The sequence below is a fragment of the Cupriavidus nantongensis genome, assembly GCF_001598055.1.
In the GTDB taxonomy this organism is placed as follows: Bacteria; Pseudomonadota; Gammaproteobacteria; order Burkholderiales; family Burkholderiaceae; genus Cupriavidus; species Cupriavidus nantongensis.
In genome coordinates, this window is sequence record NZ_CP014844.1 from 4,304,014 (window position 1) to 4,319,285 (window position 15,272).

At 61.5% G+C, this 15,272-nt stretch carries 11 protein-coding genes; 3 read left to right on the plus strand and 8 right to left on the minus strand.

Annotation, left to right across the window (positions count from 1 at the left end):
• Positions 1-7: 7 nt before the first annotated feature.
• Complete coding sequence (locus tag A2G96_RS19925; RefSeq protein WP_417926416.1) at positions 8-550, minus strand: PAAR domain-containing protein; 543 nt, start codon at positions 548-550, stop codon at positions 8-10.
• A 320-nt stretch (positions 551-870) separates the two neighbouring features.
• Between A2G96_RS19925 and A2G96_RS19930 the strand changes: the two genes are divergently transcribed.
• The 3 genes from A2G96_RS19930 to A2G96_RS19940 all read left to right on the plus strand — a co-directional run bounded on the left by A2G96_RS19930 (position 871) and on the right by A2G96_RS19940 (position 4,593).
• The gene (locus A2G96_RS19930; RefSeq protein WP_231909601.1) at positions 871-2,589 is read left to right on the plus strand and encodes an ATP-binding cassette domain-containing protein; all 1,719 of its coding nucleotides are present in this window, start codon (positions 871-873) and stop codon (positions 2,587-2,589) included.
• Positions 2,590-2,661: 72 nt separating this feature from the next.
• Positions 2,662-3,732, plus strand: coding sequence for a histidinol-phosphate transaminase (gene hisC, locus A2G96_RS19935; RefSeq protein ID WP_062802252.1), 1,071 nt, complete (start codon positions 2,662-2,664; stop codon positions 3,730-3,732).
• Between the two features lie 285 nt (positions 3,733-4,017).
• Complete coding sequence (locus tag A2G96_RS19940) at positions 4,018-4,593, plus strand: TetR/AcrR family transcriptional regulator (protein ID WP_062801774.1); 576 nt, start codon at positions 4,018-4,020, stop codon at positions 4,591-4,593.
• A gap of 265 nt (positions 4,594-4,858) precedes the next feature.
• Here A2G96_RS19940 and A2G96_RS33420 read toward each other — a convergent pair whose 3' ends face one another.
• The 7 genes from A2G96_RS33420 to A2G96_RS19970 form a co-directional block, all read right to left on the minus strand.
• A complete protein-coding gene (locus A2G96_RS33420) occupies positions 4,859-5,995 on the minus strand; it encodes a hypothetical protein (RefSeq protein ID WP_150124183.1) in 1,137 nt (378 codons plus the stop codon).
• A gap of 2 nt (positions 5,996-5,997) precedes the next feature.
• Positions 5,998-6,642 (minus strand): hypothetical protein, encoded by a 645-nt coding sequence (locus A2G96_RS33425; RefSeq protein WP_150124184.1) that lies wholly within the window; start codon positions 6,640-6,642, stop codon positions 5,998-6,000.
• 371 nt (positions 6,643-7,013) lie between these two features.
• Entirely contained in the window at positions 7,014-8,201 is a 1,188-nt protein-coding gene (locus tag A2G96_RS19950) for a ribonucleotide-diphosphate reductase subunit beta (protein ID WP_062801776.1), read from the minus strand.
• A 129-nt stretch (positions 8,202-8,330) separates the two neighbouring features.
• Positions 8,331-9,323, minus strand: a complete 993-nt coding sequence (locus tag A2G96_RS19955; RefSeq protein ID WP_062797860.1) for an IS110 family RNA-guided transposase — start codon at positions 9,321-9,323, stop codon at positions 8,331-8,333.
• Between the two features lie 233 nt (positions 9,324-9,556).
• A complete protein-coding gene (locus tag A2G96_RS19960) occupies positions 9,557-12,496 on the minus strand; it encodes a ribonucleoside-diphosphate reductase subunit alpha (RefSeq protein WP_062801777.1) in 2,940 nt (979 codons plus the stop codon).
• A gap of 491 nt (positions 12,497-12,987) precedes the next feature.
• Positions 12,988-13,632 carry a 1,6-anhydro-N-acetylmuramyl-L-alanine amidase AmpD gene (gene ampD, locus A2G96_RS19965; protein WP_062801778.1) on the minus strand — a complete coding sequence of 215 codons (645 nt, stop codon included), beginning with the start codon at positions 13,630-13,632 and terminating at the stop codon, positions 12,988-12,990.
• On the minus strand, positions 13,629-15,272 hold the full coding sequence (locus tag A2G96_RS19970) for a sigma-54-dependent transcriptional regulator (RefSeq protein WP_062801779.1): 1,644 nt from the start codon (positions 15,270-15,272) through the stop codon (positions 13,629-13,631). The genes ampD and A2G96_RS19970 overlap by 4 nt, the downstream gene beginning before the upstream one ends.

Sequence of the window (15,272 nt, forward strand, 5' to 3'; positions counted from 1 at the left end):
TAGCCGGCTACCCTCGGACGACAGTCGCCGATCCTGTCGCAACTGCCTTCATCAAGCAATCCAGGCAGAGGCCAGAACCCGTTACAGCCGCGATCGCTGCCGGCTCGAAGTCGGTGACCGATGGTGTCTCCATGTCGCTTGCCAACGTGCTGTCCTGGCTGGCTAGCAACCTGGCACCGCAGGCGGTGCGGTCCATATGCCTGGCGTAGGGAACGCCATTGGGCGCAGTGATAATTCCGTTGCCCGCCAGGATCGGAAAAGCGCCCTTGCACTTGGGACAGATGGTCATGTCCCCTGCACGTGCCATGGCGCGATTACCGATGATGCTGGTGCCATCGCCGGTAATGACTGTCCCTCCGTGCGTTGTCCGGTCGCCAACGCAAATGAGTCCGGAGATCACCCTAACCCCTCCACCTTCGTTATGCCTGAAAGAGCCGCCTGATGCCGTTGAATGCTTGCTCAAGGTAGTTGGCGCAAAGGGGTCATGGCAACAGACCAAATCCGCAAAGATATGCGTCCGTTTCTGCAAGGGTGATGGAAAGGGCTGCATCCCGGTCACCAAAGGTGGCCGGCTGCGCGATAGACGAAGCCTTGAGTCAAATGGTTACCGGCCCATCGAAGAGGCGGTGCCAGCTGTGGACCTCCACGCGCTCGCGAAGCCTCCGTGCAAAGCGAGGAAACATCCGCGCGCCACAGCGTGCCCAGCCCGCGATTCGCAACTTGCCAGAACTTTCTTCGCCAATCTTCCGAATACTCTGACGACCTTTGTCCGACAACGCACCTAACCTGCGCGGAGATGGTCTCGAGCAGCATGGCGAAGCCAAATCGTGTTCCTGAATCCCACAACTTTGATGACCCAAGGTGATGGCGATGAGGTTTCTTTTGGATCTGTCTAAGGACTGGCTTTTCGCTTACCGAATCACAGTCAAGAAGTACCCGGCCTTGCCAATCCACTTCGGCGGAGCAACCCTGTTTGTAGCCCTGTGCGCAGCATTGTCCACGCTAGTCCCCTACCTCTTGCGTGAGGCAACCAATGCTCTGTCTGTAGACGCCAGGCAGGACCCTTCAAGCTTGCCGCTGCTACTTGCAGCCGCTTACGGACTGGCCTGGACTGCTGCCCGCGCATTCGACTGGCTGAAAGCCATGCTTTCCGCGGCCGTACTCGCAAGATGCGACGCCGCGTTCCATCACGCGATCTTTGCGCGACTCATCAGGGTTGACTACCCGCGCCTGGCTGAAGAAGACCCAGGCAAGCTGGTTTCAGTCATCGCTCGAAGCCGCGCCGCTTTCAGTGCGATCACGTTTGCGGTGTTCTGGGCGATCGGCCCGACTGTCATGCAGTTGATTATGTCCAGCGTCGTCCTTTGGCAACTGACTGGTGGCGCTTTTGCGCTGGGATTTGCCAGCTCCATGCTGCTTCTCTTTGCGGCGACATGGCTTCTCGCCGACAAAAGCAAGGGCGCTCACGAGGAAATTTTCTGCGGTGTCGACATGCTGTCGAGCCATCTTGTTGAGAAGCTCGGATTCACGCTCGACATCAAAGTCAACAACGCATACGCCAGAGAGGATGCCGCGTTGCACCGCATACTGGACGTCTATATCGGCAAAGTGACCCGCGGAAACACCCGGCTCGCGCTGTTGCTCGCGGCACAAGCCATCATCACCGGCCTTTTGCTCACGCTGTTCACGATGACGACCGCCTACGGCGTCATCCATGCAAGTCTCCGCGCAGGCGATTTCGTTATGATTGCCAGCTACATCGTGACACTGGCAACACCTTTCACTAACCTCGCTGGGTCGCTGTCCGATTTGCGCCGCAACCATCTCGCGCTGCGCGAGAGTTTCGGGCTACTGGAGCTGCAAATCGAGCGCAGTGAATCTGCAGCCCACATCGATCGCGCCGCGAACGAAGTCTGCCGAATCGAGCGCGCAACTGTCATACAAGGCGGCAAGCAGATTCTGCAGAACGTGAACATCACTGTCAGGCAGGGCGAGCTTGTCGCGCTCACCGGACCATCCGGTGCGGGCAAATCGAGCCTGGTCCACTTGCTGCTCGGTCTCGCCCGCCCCGCCGCTGGCGCCATCTATCTGTTTGACTCCGACGTCAGCAAGCTATCCGTTAGCGATATCGCCCAGGAAGTCGCTGTCGCACCGCAGGCGCCGATGATACTGACGGGCTCTCTCAGGGAAAATTTGATTTACGGCTGCGACAACTTGCCGTCAGACCAGGCACTGCACGAACTCGTTAGTTTGCTCGAACTGCAGGATATCGCGGCAGAAGGGAACGGCGATATTCTGGAGCGCCCGCTCGGCATTCAAGGCAGGGCCCTATCAGGCGGAGAACGCCAGCGTGTCGCACTGGGCCGTGCTCTCGCGCGCCGCCCGGCGGTCATCATTCTGGATGAGCCGACCTCATCGCTCGATCCGGAGCGCGAGGCGCGAATCTTCGCACGTGTTCGGCAGCGGGTGCCAACCCTTATCGTGGTTACGCATCGCCATGCGCTTGTCCAGGCGGCAGATCGCGTATATCGCGTTGCGAACGGAAGTGTTCAAGAGGATTCTTCAAGGGTTGCGAACGCCGCGGGGTGACCAGGCGACAGGGATCATCGCTATTCTCCGATGCAGGGCGGATCGGATAGCTTATCGAATCAAGGGGCTAGGATGAGTAAATTCTGGAGTCGGGGGTTGGATGGATTGACCCCGTACACACCGGGCGAGCAACCCCGGCAGAGCGGCTTGATCAAGCTAAATACTAACGAGAGTCCGTTCGGACCTTCTCCCGCGGTCACCGATGTGCTTCGGACTTGGCCCGCCGAGCAACTGAGGCGCTATCCCGATCCAGATTCCACCGCGTTGTGCAACGCACTGGCCCGCGAGCACGGCGTGCGCGTCGACAATGTGTTCGTCGGAAATGGCTCCGACGAAGTGCTGGCACATACGTTCTGCGCACTGCTCAGGCATGACCAGCCAATTCTAATTCCGGACGTGACCTACGCCTTCTACCGGACCTACTGCGCGCTGTATGGCATTACCTACAAGGCGATTCCACTCGATTCGGAGTATCGGATCAATGTGAGCGCGTACGAGGTGCCCTGCGGCGGCGTGGTGCTGGCCAATCCGAATGCACCCACCGGCATCGCGCTGGCGCGCGCCGACATCGAACGCTTGCTGGCATCGCATCCGGACCAAGTGGTCGTCGTCGATGAAGCCTACGTGGATTTCGGCGGTGAAAGCGCAATCGAATTGACGGAGCGCTACCCCAATCTGTTGGTCGTCCGTACCTTCTCTAAGTCGAGGGGCCTGGCGGGGATACGAGTTGGCTACGCGCTGGGCCACGCGGCATTGATTGGCGGCTTGAATAGGATCAAGAACAGCTTCAACTCGTACCCGGTGTCGTCGTTGTCAGCCGCCGCAGCCATTGCTTCGCTAGGGGACACGGACCATTTTGCCAGTACCGTTGCCGAGATCATTCGGCTGCGCCAACTCGTGGCCGGGGAACTCGGACGTTTGGGGATGCTGGTTCTTCCGTCATCGGCCAATTTTCTGTTCGCAGCACATCCAGCCTGCCCCGCATCACGCCTGCTGGCCGGTCTGCGCCAGAACGGTGTGCTGGTCAGGCATTTCGTGAGCCCGCGAACTGAGAACTTCCTGCGTATCACGATCGGTTCGGAAAGCGATTGTAGAGCGCTGGTGATGGCGCTGAGGAAAGTGCTATCTGATCGGTCTGGATGACGTTCCTGGCCGCCGAAGAATGCTTGATTCCGATGGAGTATACGGCGCGTTCAGGCTTGGAGCCGCGGACGCCCGATGCCGATGCGCAAGTCCATGCTTTCCCTATGCGCAGATGCGGGCCCGCATCTGCCGTGGCACTCACCCAATCGGGCCGACAGCTGAGAACAGTATGCAATGCGCAAGGGCAGAGAAACCGCAATGACGGCGGCGCCATCCGGACAACCATCCGTGCGGGCATCCGGACGTCCTTCGCTGGAACGGGCCGGGCAGCTTGCCGACACCATCATGGAGCACGCCACCCGGCTCTTCATCGAGCATGGCTATGGCGCCACCAGCGTGGAGGCTATTGCCGCCGCCGCAGGCATTTCCCAGAAGACCTACTACACCCGCTTTGCCGGCAAGGCAGAAGTCTTCGAGGCGGCCGTGCTGCGTTACGTGGCGCAGAACCTGCGAACCGGACAGCCGGCGCAAGCCGACAGCGAGCCGCTGGAGGAACGCCTGGTCCGCATGGCCTGTGAACTGCTCGAATGGATCCCGCGACCCAAGGTCCTGGGCCTGTATCGCGTGACGATTGCCGAAGCACCACGGTTTCCACAACTGGCCCGAACCGTGGTCGACTTCGCGATCCTCGGCGCGGCACGCTCATTCGAGCCGGTATTCCGCACCTGGGCTGCGGGCAATCCGAGCGATGACGAGATCGGCTTCGTGGCCTCGCAGTTCCTGCAGAGCGTGGCGGCCGAGCCATGCCATCGGGCGGTTCAGGGATTGGATGCGGCGGGGTTGGATGCGCCGCGGCGTGAGAAGGTGCGGCGTGCTGTTCGGTTGTTTTTTCGGGGGTTTTCGCAGCGGGGTGAGGGCTGACTGACCGCGTCGGCAATCCTGTGCTGTGAACTTAGACTCGTCTCATTCTCCGACGTGCGCGTGACGCGTAGGCTTGCCCATGGTGCTGAACACACCTCTGGTAACGGCCTCACCGCGCCCGTCAGCCTGCGGTATTTCTATCCATAGCCTTGCAGAGGCCGGGTAGCGCGCATCGATACAAGACCCGCGAGGGGAAGGATGCGGGCCGATTTGCCAGCGGTGTTCAAGTACCCGGCCGCCCTACGAACAGGGGCGAACTAAACAATCACTCACGCGCGGCCATTTCGAGAGCAATTTCGTGGAACAGATTGGTGAGCGCCGGTGCGATCTCGTTGGCTGTAATTCCACCTAGCTGTTGAGCAACCAACTTAGACTCGCGCCATACCAGACTGTCTGCAAGGAACGTTCGCGGCCCGGCATCCACAACATTAACCCAGCCGCCAGCATCTCCTAATGATCTGAGAAAGAAAGGGCGCAACGCATAGCTTCCTTCGCGCAGAATATCGGCAGTGATGTCTGCGTCGATATCAGCGGATTTCCAGTTGCAGGCTTTAATAAGCCACTGAGTTGCATCCTCAGGATTGACGGCCTGAATATGACCCATCTGTAGAGAGACGCTCCCATCTGCACGTTCAATTCGGCGCAGTAGTTCCTGTTCCTCAACAAAGGTATCTCGCGCAGCAAGGATTACTGTGCCACCACCGCCTACATCGTCGATGAATTCCTTCAGCGCAAGCCACGCGTCCTCATAGCCATCTGCATCGACAAGTTCATCAAACCCGTCGATGGCTGCGACCAATAGACCATGTCTAACGAGGATGGGTACATGTCGCGCTCCGAACGCCGTCCCCATCTCCTGGGTCGTTGCAGCGAGAACATCTCGAAAATTTGACAAGCGTCGACCCCGACTCGATATATGGAGTATAGGGGGAGCGACTGCCCCGCGTGCGCACTTTGCCGCTTGAGCACGTGCGAGCTGCTCGACTTGAAATGTCTTGCCAACTCCGGCGGGACCATCCAATAGAATTAAGATTGTCTTCTCTGAAGCTCCTCCGAGCCGACCAGCGAGTTCGGCAGAGGTCACTGCCGCGCCGTCAAGCTTTATAGTCGATGGTATCGCCAGACCGCTAGGTTGCTTATCAAAAATGCGACGCTGTATTTCGGCAAACTTCGCGATGTTGGCAAACTCCTCAGACGCGAGCAACGATCGCATATTTGGGTACGTTCTTTCACGATGCTTCGCCGTTACGGATCCTGTTTCTGGATGCAGCTCGTAGACAACGTCACGCCCGTTGCGAACCAAATTAATTCTGCTTTTACCCTGAACTCGCTTGATCTTTTGTTCTGTAAATGGGTCGGCAAAGGCGATCACGTCCTGCCAAAAGGAATGTTGTTCGCTCATGTCTATAGCCTGTAGGTGAGGCCTGCAATATTAAGATGCTTGCTTTCGTCTTCGCGAGTCACCCTAAACACATAGGTCGGCAATCCCCATTGCTCAGCAACGATAACTCCGGGCAAAAGATCATCATCATCTCCGATAACAATTGCCATAGAGTCGGGTTTTTGACCGCGTTTAAAATTTCTGCTTTCGGTACGACAGTAACTGAGAAGATCTGAAACGAGGGCCGTGTCAACCATCTTCTGTTGATCCTGCCCCCCATCACGGTGTCGAAGCGTATCAAACAGAGGTAAACGTCGGCCACCACAACTCAAAACGTTTCCATATTCCACATCTGCAAGAAATGAAATTTTGTTTCTTACAACTGGGCGTAGTCTGGGAACAGCATCCTCCCAAGCCCTTCTATCCAATGTCTCTGTCTTCCCGCTATGCCAACCGTGATAAATACGGTTCCTAATAATTCGGATCTGCCGTCCGGGTTCAATGTCAACCAGCTTAGCTGCGACCCGAGATTGGAGTTCAGTAAAACACTCTTCGACGTTTGATGCCCGGTCCCTCAACGTTACTTTCTGGTCATCGGACGGATTCCATTTTGGCCGGATTATTCGCCTAGCGCTATCCCAATCAATAAAGGTATATGCGGTAATCATGGAGTATTGTCAGTGCTACGTCACAGCAAAAGGTTGTTGATCTACCGTATCTTCAATCGTTGTCGAGCGGAGGCTGCTTTCTGAACAGCGAATGCGCTTTATTGATTCGCCAACCTCCGGGCTGAATAGGCGAGATCATACTCTATGGAAGAGCACGCGAACGACCGCTGTAATGCCGGGTAGCCAATCTCGCCATCGTGGTGAGATTCGAGTGAAGTGGCGCGAGTTGGGTCATTGGCTTTCTGATCTGGTGCTGCATCGAGGGGTTGAATCTGGAACAGATAGCGGCCATCTCGCTTCTTTTACTCGCAGCCAAAAGAAATGGGAGCCTCAGCTCCCATTTCTGTCATTGCATGATAACAGCAGGTGGTTCAATCCCAGCTCAACGCCCCACCCGTCTGATACTCAATAACCCGCGTCTCAAAGAAGTTCCTCTCCTTCTTCAGATCGATCATCTCAGACATCCACGGGAACGGATTCTCCTCATTCGGGAACAGCTGATCCAACCCAATCTGCTGGCACCGACGATTGCAGATGAACCGCAGGTAAGACTTGAACATCGGCGCATTCAGACCCAGCACGCCGCGCGGCATGGTGTCCTCTGCATAGCGATACTCCAGGTCAACAGCCTTCTTGAACAGCTCCGTAATCTCAGCCTTGAACTCCGCCGTCCACAGATGCGGATTCTCCAGCTTGATCTGATTAATCAGGTCAATCCCAAAATTGCAATGCAGCGACTCATCCCGCAGGATGTACTGATACTGCTCCGCCGCCCCGGTCATCTTGTTCTGCCGCCCCATCGCCAGGATCTGCGTGAAGCCCACATAGAAGAACAGCCCTTCCATGATGCAGGCAAACACGATCAGCGACTTCAGCAGCTTCTGGTCGTTTTCCGGCGTGCCGGTCTTGAACGACGGGTCGGTCAGCGTGTCGATGAACGGGATCAGGAACTCGTCCTTGTCGCGGATCGACTGCACTTCGTGGTACGCGTTGAAGATCTCGGCTTCGTTCAGGCCCAGCGATTCAACGATGTACTGGTAGGCGTGCGTGTGGATGGCCTCTTCGAAGGCCTGGCGCAGCAGGTACTGGCGGCATTCCGGCGCGGTGATCTGGCGGTAGGTGCCCAGCACGATGTTGTTGGCGGCCAGCGAGTCGGCGGTGACGAAGAAGCCCAGGTTGCGCTTGATGATGCGGCGCTCGTCCTCGGTCAGGCCGTTGGGGTCTTTCCACAGGGCGATGTCGCGGGACATGTTGATTTCCTGCGGCATCCAGTGGTTGGCGCAGCCGGCCAGGTACTTTTCCCACGCCCACTTGTACTTGAACGGGACCAGCTGGTTGACGTCGGTGGCGCCGTTGATGACGCGCTTGTCGGCGGCGTTGACGCGGCGGGTGCTTTGCGCGGCGGCGGCGTTGGGGTTGTTGCCCAGGATGCCGGCTTGCGTGGCGCTCGGCGGCAGGATGCCTTGCTGGTCGACCGAGGCGGCGGCAGCAGCGGGTTGCAGGGCAGGCTGCGGTGCGGCCTGCGGGGTGGCTTGAACGTCGTCGTCCCAGCTCAGCATGATGTGGTTCTCCGTGATTCGGTGTTTGGGGGCGGCGGTTGGTCAGTGTTTTGACTTTTCACTTCGTGGTGGCGCCGGCCCTCTCCCCCGGCCCCTCTCCCGCAAGCGGGAGAGCAACTGTGTTTAAAGTCAAGGTTTGACGGACGGCATAGCATGCTTAGTCGGGTCCCACACTGCGCCGTCTCTGGCCATCGCATTCAGGATGGTAAGGAGCTTGCGCATGCAGGCAACGATGGCAACTTTCTTGGCCTTGCCGGCCGCCAGCAGGCGCTGGTAGAACGAAGCAATAGCCGGGTTATAGCGCTTGGCCGACAGCGTAGCCATGTACAGCACCGCGCGCACTTCGCCACGTCCGCCCCAGATGCGGCGTGGACCTTGCCGTTTGCCAGAGTCATTGGCCAGCGGAGCAACACCGACGAGCTTGCCGATGGCCCTTCGCCCCAGCTTGCCCAACTCCGGCAGTGCCGCCAACAACGTCATGGTGGTCACCGCGCCGACACCTTTGACCGCTTCAAGCAGCGCACGCTGGTCTTTGAAGTGCTTTTCGATGTGCCAGTCCACATCCTTGTCGATTTGGCCTATCTGTTTGTCCAGCGTGCGAATCACCGCCCGGATGCTGCGTGCTGCCTCTGGCGACGCCTTTTCCAAGCGATTGCCTTCGGCCACACGCATCTCCAGCAACTGCCTGCGGCGCGTCATCAGCGATGTCAGTTGCTCGCGATGCGCTTCCAACCGGGCTGTGACGTACTTTTGGCGGTCCTGATGGCGCGCCAGCACGTTGGCGAAGTCTCGCAAACACCGGGCGTCCACCTGGTCGGTCTTGGCCAACATGCCCATCGACTTGGCAAAGTCGCGGGCCTGGCGCGGATTCACGCGCGCAACTTCAAGACCGGCCTGCTGGAGCGTACAAACCAGCCCACGCTCATAACCACCGGTGGCCTCAATCACCACCAGATCAACTTCGGACGCTTTGAATTTCCCGGCCAGCTCGTTCCATCCCGAGGCGTCATTGCTCAAGCGCAGACACTGATCGTTCCAGGAAGCATCGAGATGCTCTTTGGATACGTCAATTCCAGCGTTGGGCCGTGGTCCTTGGTTCGATTCCCTGCCTTGCGGATGCATACTCGGTATTGGCAACTGTTCGGGTTACACGAATTGGATAGAACGGGCCGGTGCGTTGACCAAGTGCTCTCCCACGAGCTGCGAACTCTGAGGGGTTTCAGGTTTGGCGCACCAACCACGAAAAACAAGCAATCCTACATTGACGACTCTGCCGGTCGCTACTCTTCTTGAATGCCTTCAGAACAACGTTCCGAGAACATACAAGGGGAGCAAACCGAGGGGTTAGGTGAGACTTATTGGCAGGCTTCGCACTCTTCAAAGCCAGGATCACCCGGGCGCATCGTGCACACCGCGCCTTCAGCTTCCGGCATGGCCGGAGCCGATGCAGCCGCTGCGTCCAGGGCCGAGCCGCTGTCGCTGCCCGACGACACCGCGTTCAGCGAGCCGCGCGACACGGTGGACTTCTCCACGTGGGTGGCTGCCATGGTGCGCAGGTAGTACGTCGTCTTCAGGCCGCGCAGCCAGGCCAGCTTGTAGGTGTCGTCCAGCTTCTTGCCCGAGGCGCCGGCCATGTAGATGTTCAGGGACTGGGCCTGGTCGATCCACTTCTGGCGGCGGCTGGCGGCTTCGACCAGCCAGGTCGGCTCGACTTCGAACGCGGTGGCGTAGATGTCGCGCAGGTCTTGCGGGATGCGGTCGATGCGGGCCAGCGAGCCGTCGAAGTACTTCAGGTCGGCAACCATCACCTCGTCCCACAGGCCGCGTTCCTTCAGGTCGCGCACCAGGTAGTCGTTGACCACGGTGAACTCGCCCGACAGGTTGGACTTGACGTACAGGTTCTGGAAGGTCGGCTCGATGCACGCGGACACGCCGATGATGTTCGAAATGGTCGCGGTCGGGGCGATCGCGATGCAGTTCGAGTTGCGCATGCCGTGCTGCTTGATGCGGGCGCGCAGGCTGTCCCAGTCCATGGTGCTGGACAGGTCCACGTCCAGGTAACCACCGCGCTCTTCGGCCAGCAGCTTGAGCGAGTCCTGCGGCAGGATGCCGCGGTCCCACAGCGAGCCTTCGTAGGTGCTGTAGCGGCCGCGCTCTTCGGCCAGCTCGGTCGACGCCTGGTAGGCGTAGTAGCACACGGCTTCCATCGAGGTGTCGGCGAACTTGACCGCGGCGTCGCTGGCGTACGGGGTGCGCAGCACGTGCAGGCAGTCCTGGAAGCCCATGATGCCCATGCCGACCGGACGGTGGCGCAGGTTGGAATTGCGGGCCTTGTCGACGGCGTAGTAGTTGATGTCGATGACGTTATCCAGCATCCGCATGGCGGTGCGGATGGTCTTCTGCAGCTTGGCGTGGTCGAGCGCGTACGAACCGTCGGCCTGCTTGGCCAGATGTGCCACCAGGTTGACCGAGCCCAGGTTGCACACGGCGATTTCGCTGTCGTTGGTGTTCAGCGTGATTTCCGTGCACAGGTTGGAGCTGTGCACGACGCCGACGTGCTGCTGCGGGCTGCGGATGTTGCACGGATCCTTGAAGGTGATCCACGGGTGGCCGGTTTCGAACAGCATGCCCAGCATCTTGCGCCACAGCTGGATCGCAGGGATCTTCTTGAACAGCTTCAGCTCGCCGCTGGCGGCCTTGGCTTCGTAGCCCAGGTAGGCCTTCTCGAACTCCTTGCCAACCTTGTCGTGCAGGTCCGGGCAGGTGGACGGTGAGAACAGCGTCCATTCGGCGTTTTCCATCACGCGCTTCATGAACAGGTCCGGAATCCAGTTGGCCGTGTTCATGTCGTGGGTGCGGCGGCGGTCGTCGCCGGTGTTCTTGCGCAGCTCGAGGAATTCTTCGATGTCCAGGTGCCACGTTTCCAGGTAGGCGCAGACCGCGCCCTTGCGCTTGCCGCCCTGGTTCACGGCGACGGCGGTGTCGTTCACCACCTTCAGGAACGGCACCACGCCTTGCGACTTGCCGTTGGTGCCCTTGATGTGCGAGCCGAGCGCGCGCACGTTGGTCCAGTCGTTGCCCAGGCCGCCGGCAAACTTGGACAGCAGCGCGTTTTCCTTCAGCGCTTCGTAGATGCCTTCCAGGTCGTCCGAGACCGTGGTCAGGTAGCACGACGACAGCTGCGAGCGCTGCGTGCCCGAGTTGAACAGCGTCGGCGTGGACGACATGAAGTCGAACGACGACAGCAGCTGGTAGAACTCGATGGCGCGCGCTTCGCGGTCCTTCTCGTTCAGCGCCAGGCCCATGGCCACGCGCATGAAGAAGGCCTGCGGCATTTCGATGCGGGTTTCATCGATATGCAGGAAGTAGCGGTCGTACAGGGTCTGCAGGCCCAGGTAGTTGAACTGGAAGTCGCGGCCGGCGTCGAGCGCGGCGCCCAGGCGGGCCAGGTCGAAAGTGGCCAGCTTCTCGTCGAGCAGCTCGGCGGCGATGCCGCGGGCGATGAACTTGGGGAAGTACTCGGCGTAGCGCGTGGCCATCTCGGCCTGGGTCACTTCGGTGCCCAGGATTTCCTTGCGGATGGTGTGCAGCAGGATGCGGGCGGTGACCTGGCTGTAGTCCGGGTCCTTTTCGATCAGGGTACGCGCGGCCAGGATGGCGGAGTCGTACACCTGCGTCATCGGCACGCCTTCGTACAGGTTCTTCAGAGTTTCCTTCAGGATCGGCTCGGCGCTGACGGCATCGCCCAGGCCGGAGCAGGCGTTGTCGATCAGCGCGTGCAGCGCGACGATGTCGAGCGGCTTGCTCACGCCGGCGTCGGTCACGTTGATGCTGATGCCGGCTTCCTGCACGCGGGCCACGGCCTGCGCGCTGGCGCTGGCGCGCTCGGCCTTGCGCTTCTCGCGGTACAGCACGTAGGCGCGCGCGACTTCATGCTCGCCCGAGCGCATCAGCGACAGCTCGACCTGGTCCTGCACGTCTTCGATATGGATGGCGCCACCGCTCGGGCGGCTGCGCACCAGCGCGCGCACCACGTTGTCGGTCAGCTGCTCGACGATCTCGCGCACGCGCGCGCTGGCGGCGCCCTGCCCGCCGTTGACGGCGAGGAAGGCCTTGGTCATGGCAACGGCAATCTTGGACGGCTCGAACGCCACCACGGCACCGTTGCGACGAATGATCTTGTGATCTGGGTAGTTCGTGGTCGCGGCGCTGGGGGTCTGCTGCGTGGTCGAAGCCTGGCTGGCAACGCCGGCGGCGGCGCCACCCGTGGTGATTTCGTTCTGGGCCGTTTGCATGAGAACTCCTGTTTTTACCCTGGCAATAAGAGACAAAGAGTCCCTGGCGAAATGCGGCGAAAAAGAACGTCCCTCCCGGCTGCATAGCGGGTGCGACTGACTGCCTTTACGTGAACATTTCGCCAGGACTCTTGTGATGCCGGCCTTGCGGGGAAGGTTTGCAGTCGATGCGCGAACTTCGCGGCTGCTGCCTCGCTCCTGGGGCCGGCTCCCCGGTTTGACTACTAGATATAGTGTGTGACGCGGAAAACTGGGCTAAGTATAGTGAAACGAATCCGAATGACCAGTCTTGACAACCGCTATTTGGGGCACGCGGGCGGGTGTGCGGCAGCGCCACATGCCCGCAAGCCTAGTACTCGCAAGGGTTTCGGCCAAACCGTTCGCAACTGCACATTTCACAAAAATTTTTTTGATTGTTGCGAGGTTGCGATAGCCCCACACCGACGTGGGGCATCGGTGCCCAGATAGCGAGCACGGGGCAGCAAATGACGTTAGGAATCCGTCACCTGCCCCGCGGCGCCAGGACACTGGTAGGGCAACATTTGGGGGCCGATGCCCGCCTGGCTGGCAAACCGCGCCCAGTCGAAATGCGGGCCGGGATCGGTCTTGCGGCCCGGCGCGATGTCGCTGTGGCCGGCAATCGCGCGCACCGGATAGGCGGCCATCAGCGCGGGCACCAGCGCGGCCACGGTGTCGTACTGGGCTTTGGTGAACGGCAGGTCGTCGCTGCCTTCGATCTCGATACCGATCGAAAAATCGTTGCAGCGCGCGCGGCCGAAGAAGTCTGACTGCCCGGCATGCCAGGCGCGCTGCGTGCACGGCACGAACTGCACCAGCTCGCCCGTGCGCGTCACCAGGAAGTGCGCCGACACCTGGACCTGGTGGATGGTGGCAAAGAACGGGTGCTTGCCCGGATCGAGCCGGTTTTGGAAGAACGCCTCGATGTCGCCGCTGCCGAACTGGCCGGGCGGCAGGCTGATGTTGTGCAGCACCACCAGGTCCACCGGCATGCCGTCCGGGCGCGCGTCGAAATTGGGCGACGGCACGCGGCGCGCGGCCGGGACCCAGCCGTCGGCGCCGGGCAGATAGGACGAGGGCGACGACGAGGACGACGGCGAGGACGCGGGCGCGGTCATGGCGTGCCCTCGCTTTCCACGGCGCCGCGGTCGGCGGCGTCCATGGCCTCGCGGATGCCCAGTTGCTGGATGCGGTAGCGCAGCTGGCGCAGGTTCAGGCCCAGCAGCGGCGCGGCCGCGGTGCGGTTGAAGTTGGTCTGCGCCAGCGCCTGCAGGATCAGTTCGCGCTCGACCGCTTCCAGCCTGGCGGGCAGGTCGATCGGGAAGACGATGCCGCGGCAGGCGCGCTCGGCGGGGTCGCCGGCGGGCTCGGGCACGACAGCAGCGGCCGCCGCTGGCGGCTCGGCCGGGACCGGCGCAGGCGTGGCCGCGGCCGGCTCCGCCGCAACCCCGGCCGTGCCCCAGGGCGCGTAGGGGTATGGCGCCATCGGCTGCGGCACCATCGCCATCGCCGGCGCCGGGGCAGGCATCAGCCCGGCACGCGCGGCGCCGGCGTCCAGCGGGCCCAGGTCGGCCAGCTCGATGTCCTCGCTCTCGGCAAAGGCGTAGGCGCGCTCGAGCAGGTTTTCCAGCTCGCGCACATTGCCCGGGAACGGATAGGCCGCCAGCCGCTGCAGCGCCGCCGGCGACAGCCGCTTGGGATGCGCATCGCCGTAGCGCACCGCCAGGTGGTCCAGGATGGCGCGCGCCAGCACCGGGATGTCTTCGCCGCGCTCGCGCAGCGTGGGCATGCGAAGCGCCAGCACGTTCAGGCGGTAATACAGGTCTTGCCGGAACTGCCCCGCGGCCACCATTGCGGCCAGGTCCTTGTGGCTGGCGCACATCACGCGCACGTCGACGGCGTCTTCGCGGCTGGCGCCGATCTTGCGCACGCGGCGCTCCTGCAGCGCGCGCAGCAGCTTGACCTGCATCGGCAGCGGCAGGTCGGCCACCTCGTCAAGCAGCAGCGTGCCGCCGTTGGCGGCCTGGAAGAAGCCGCCGCGCTCGGCGTCGGCGCCGGTGAACGCCCCTTTGACGTAGCCGAAGAACTCCGACTCCATCAAGTTCTCGGGAATGGCGCCGCAGTTGACCGCGACGAACGGATGCGCGGCGCGCGCGCTGGTGGCGTGGATGGCGCGCGCGGCGCGCTCCTTGCCGCTGCCGGATTCGCCGCTGATCACCACCGGCGCCATGCTGCGCGCCAGCCGCGACAGCGAGCGCCGCACCTCCTGCATCGCCGCGGAATGGCCGGGCAGCAGCGCCGCGGCGCGGCCGGCGGCCTGCTCCGCGGCCGTGGCGGCGTCGGCATCGGCGTCGACGTCGGCGCTATTGCGCGGCTGCCGGCCGAGCGCGTTCAGCACCAGGCTGCGCAGCTGCTCCAGCGACACCGGCTTGGCGATGTAGTCGAAGGCGCCGGCCTTGAGCGCTTCGACGGCGTTGTCGGCGCTGCCGTAGGCGGTGATCACGGCCACCGGGATGCGTTCCGGCGCGGCCGACAGCTGGCGCACGATCTCGATGCCAAGCCCGTCGCCCAGGCGCATGTCGGTCAGCACCAGGCTGTAGCGGCCCTGCGCCAGCTTGTCGCGCGCCTCGGCCAGCGAGCCGGCCAGCACCACGTCATGGCCCATGCGGCGGATCGAGATGTCCAGCAGCTCGCGCAGGTCGGCCTCGTCGTCGATGACCAGGATGGGATCGGGCGCGCGGGACATTCGGGGTGGCAT

Bases quoted from the DNA above. Each gene is read 5' to 3' on its own strand.
- hisC (WP_062802252.1), top strand. From the start codon at position 2,662: ATGAGTAAATTCTGGAGTCGGGGGTTGGATGGATTGACCCCGTACACA.
- A2G96_RS19925 (WP_417926416.1), bottom strand. From the start codon at position 550: ATGCAGCCCTTTCCATCACCCTTGCAGAAACGGACGCATATCTTTGCG.
- A2G96_RS33420 (WP_150124183.1), bottom strand. From the start codon at position 5,995: ATGAGCGAACAACATTCCTTTTGGCAGGACGTGATCGCCTTTGCCGAC.
- A2G96_RS19960 (WP_062801777.1), bottom strand. From the start codon at position 12,496: ATGCAAACGGCCCAGAACGAAATCACCACGGGTGGCGCCGCCGCCGGC.
- A2G96_RS19970 (WP_062801779.1), bottom strand. From the start codon at position 15,272: ATGCCACCCCGAATGTCCCGCGCGCCCGATCCCATCCTGGTCATCGAC.
- A2G96_RS19930 (WP_231909601.1), top strand. From the start codon at position 871: ATGAGGTTTCTTTTGGATCTGTCTAAGGACTGGCTTTTCGCTTACCGA.
- A2G96_RS19955 (WP_062797860.1), bottom strand. From the start codon at position 9,323: ATGCATCCGCAAGGCAGGGAATCGAACCAAGGACCACGGCCCAACGCT.
- A2G96_RS19940 (WP_062801774.1), top strand. From the start codon at position 4,018: ATGGAGCACGCCACCCGGCTCTTCATCGAGCATGGCTATGGCGCCACC.
- ampD (WP_062801778.1), bottom strand. From the start codon at position 13,632: ATGACCGCGCCCGCGTCCTCGCCGTCGTCCTCGTCGTCGCCCTCGTCC.
- A2G96_RS19950 (WP_062801776.1), bottom strand. From the start codon at position 8,201: ATGCTGAGCTGGGACGACGACGTTCAAGCCACCCCGCAGGCCGCACCG.
- A2G96_RS33425 (WP_150124184.1), bottom strand. From the start codon at position 6,642: ATGATTACCGCATATACCTTTATTGATTGGGATAGCGCTAGGCGAATA.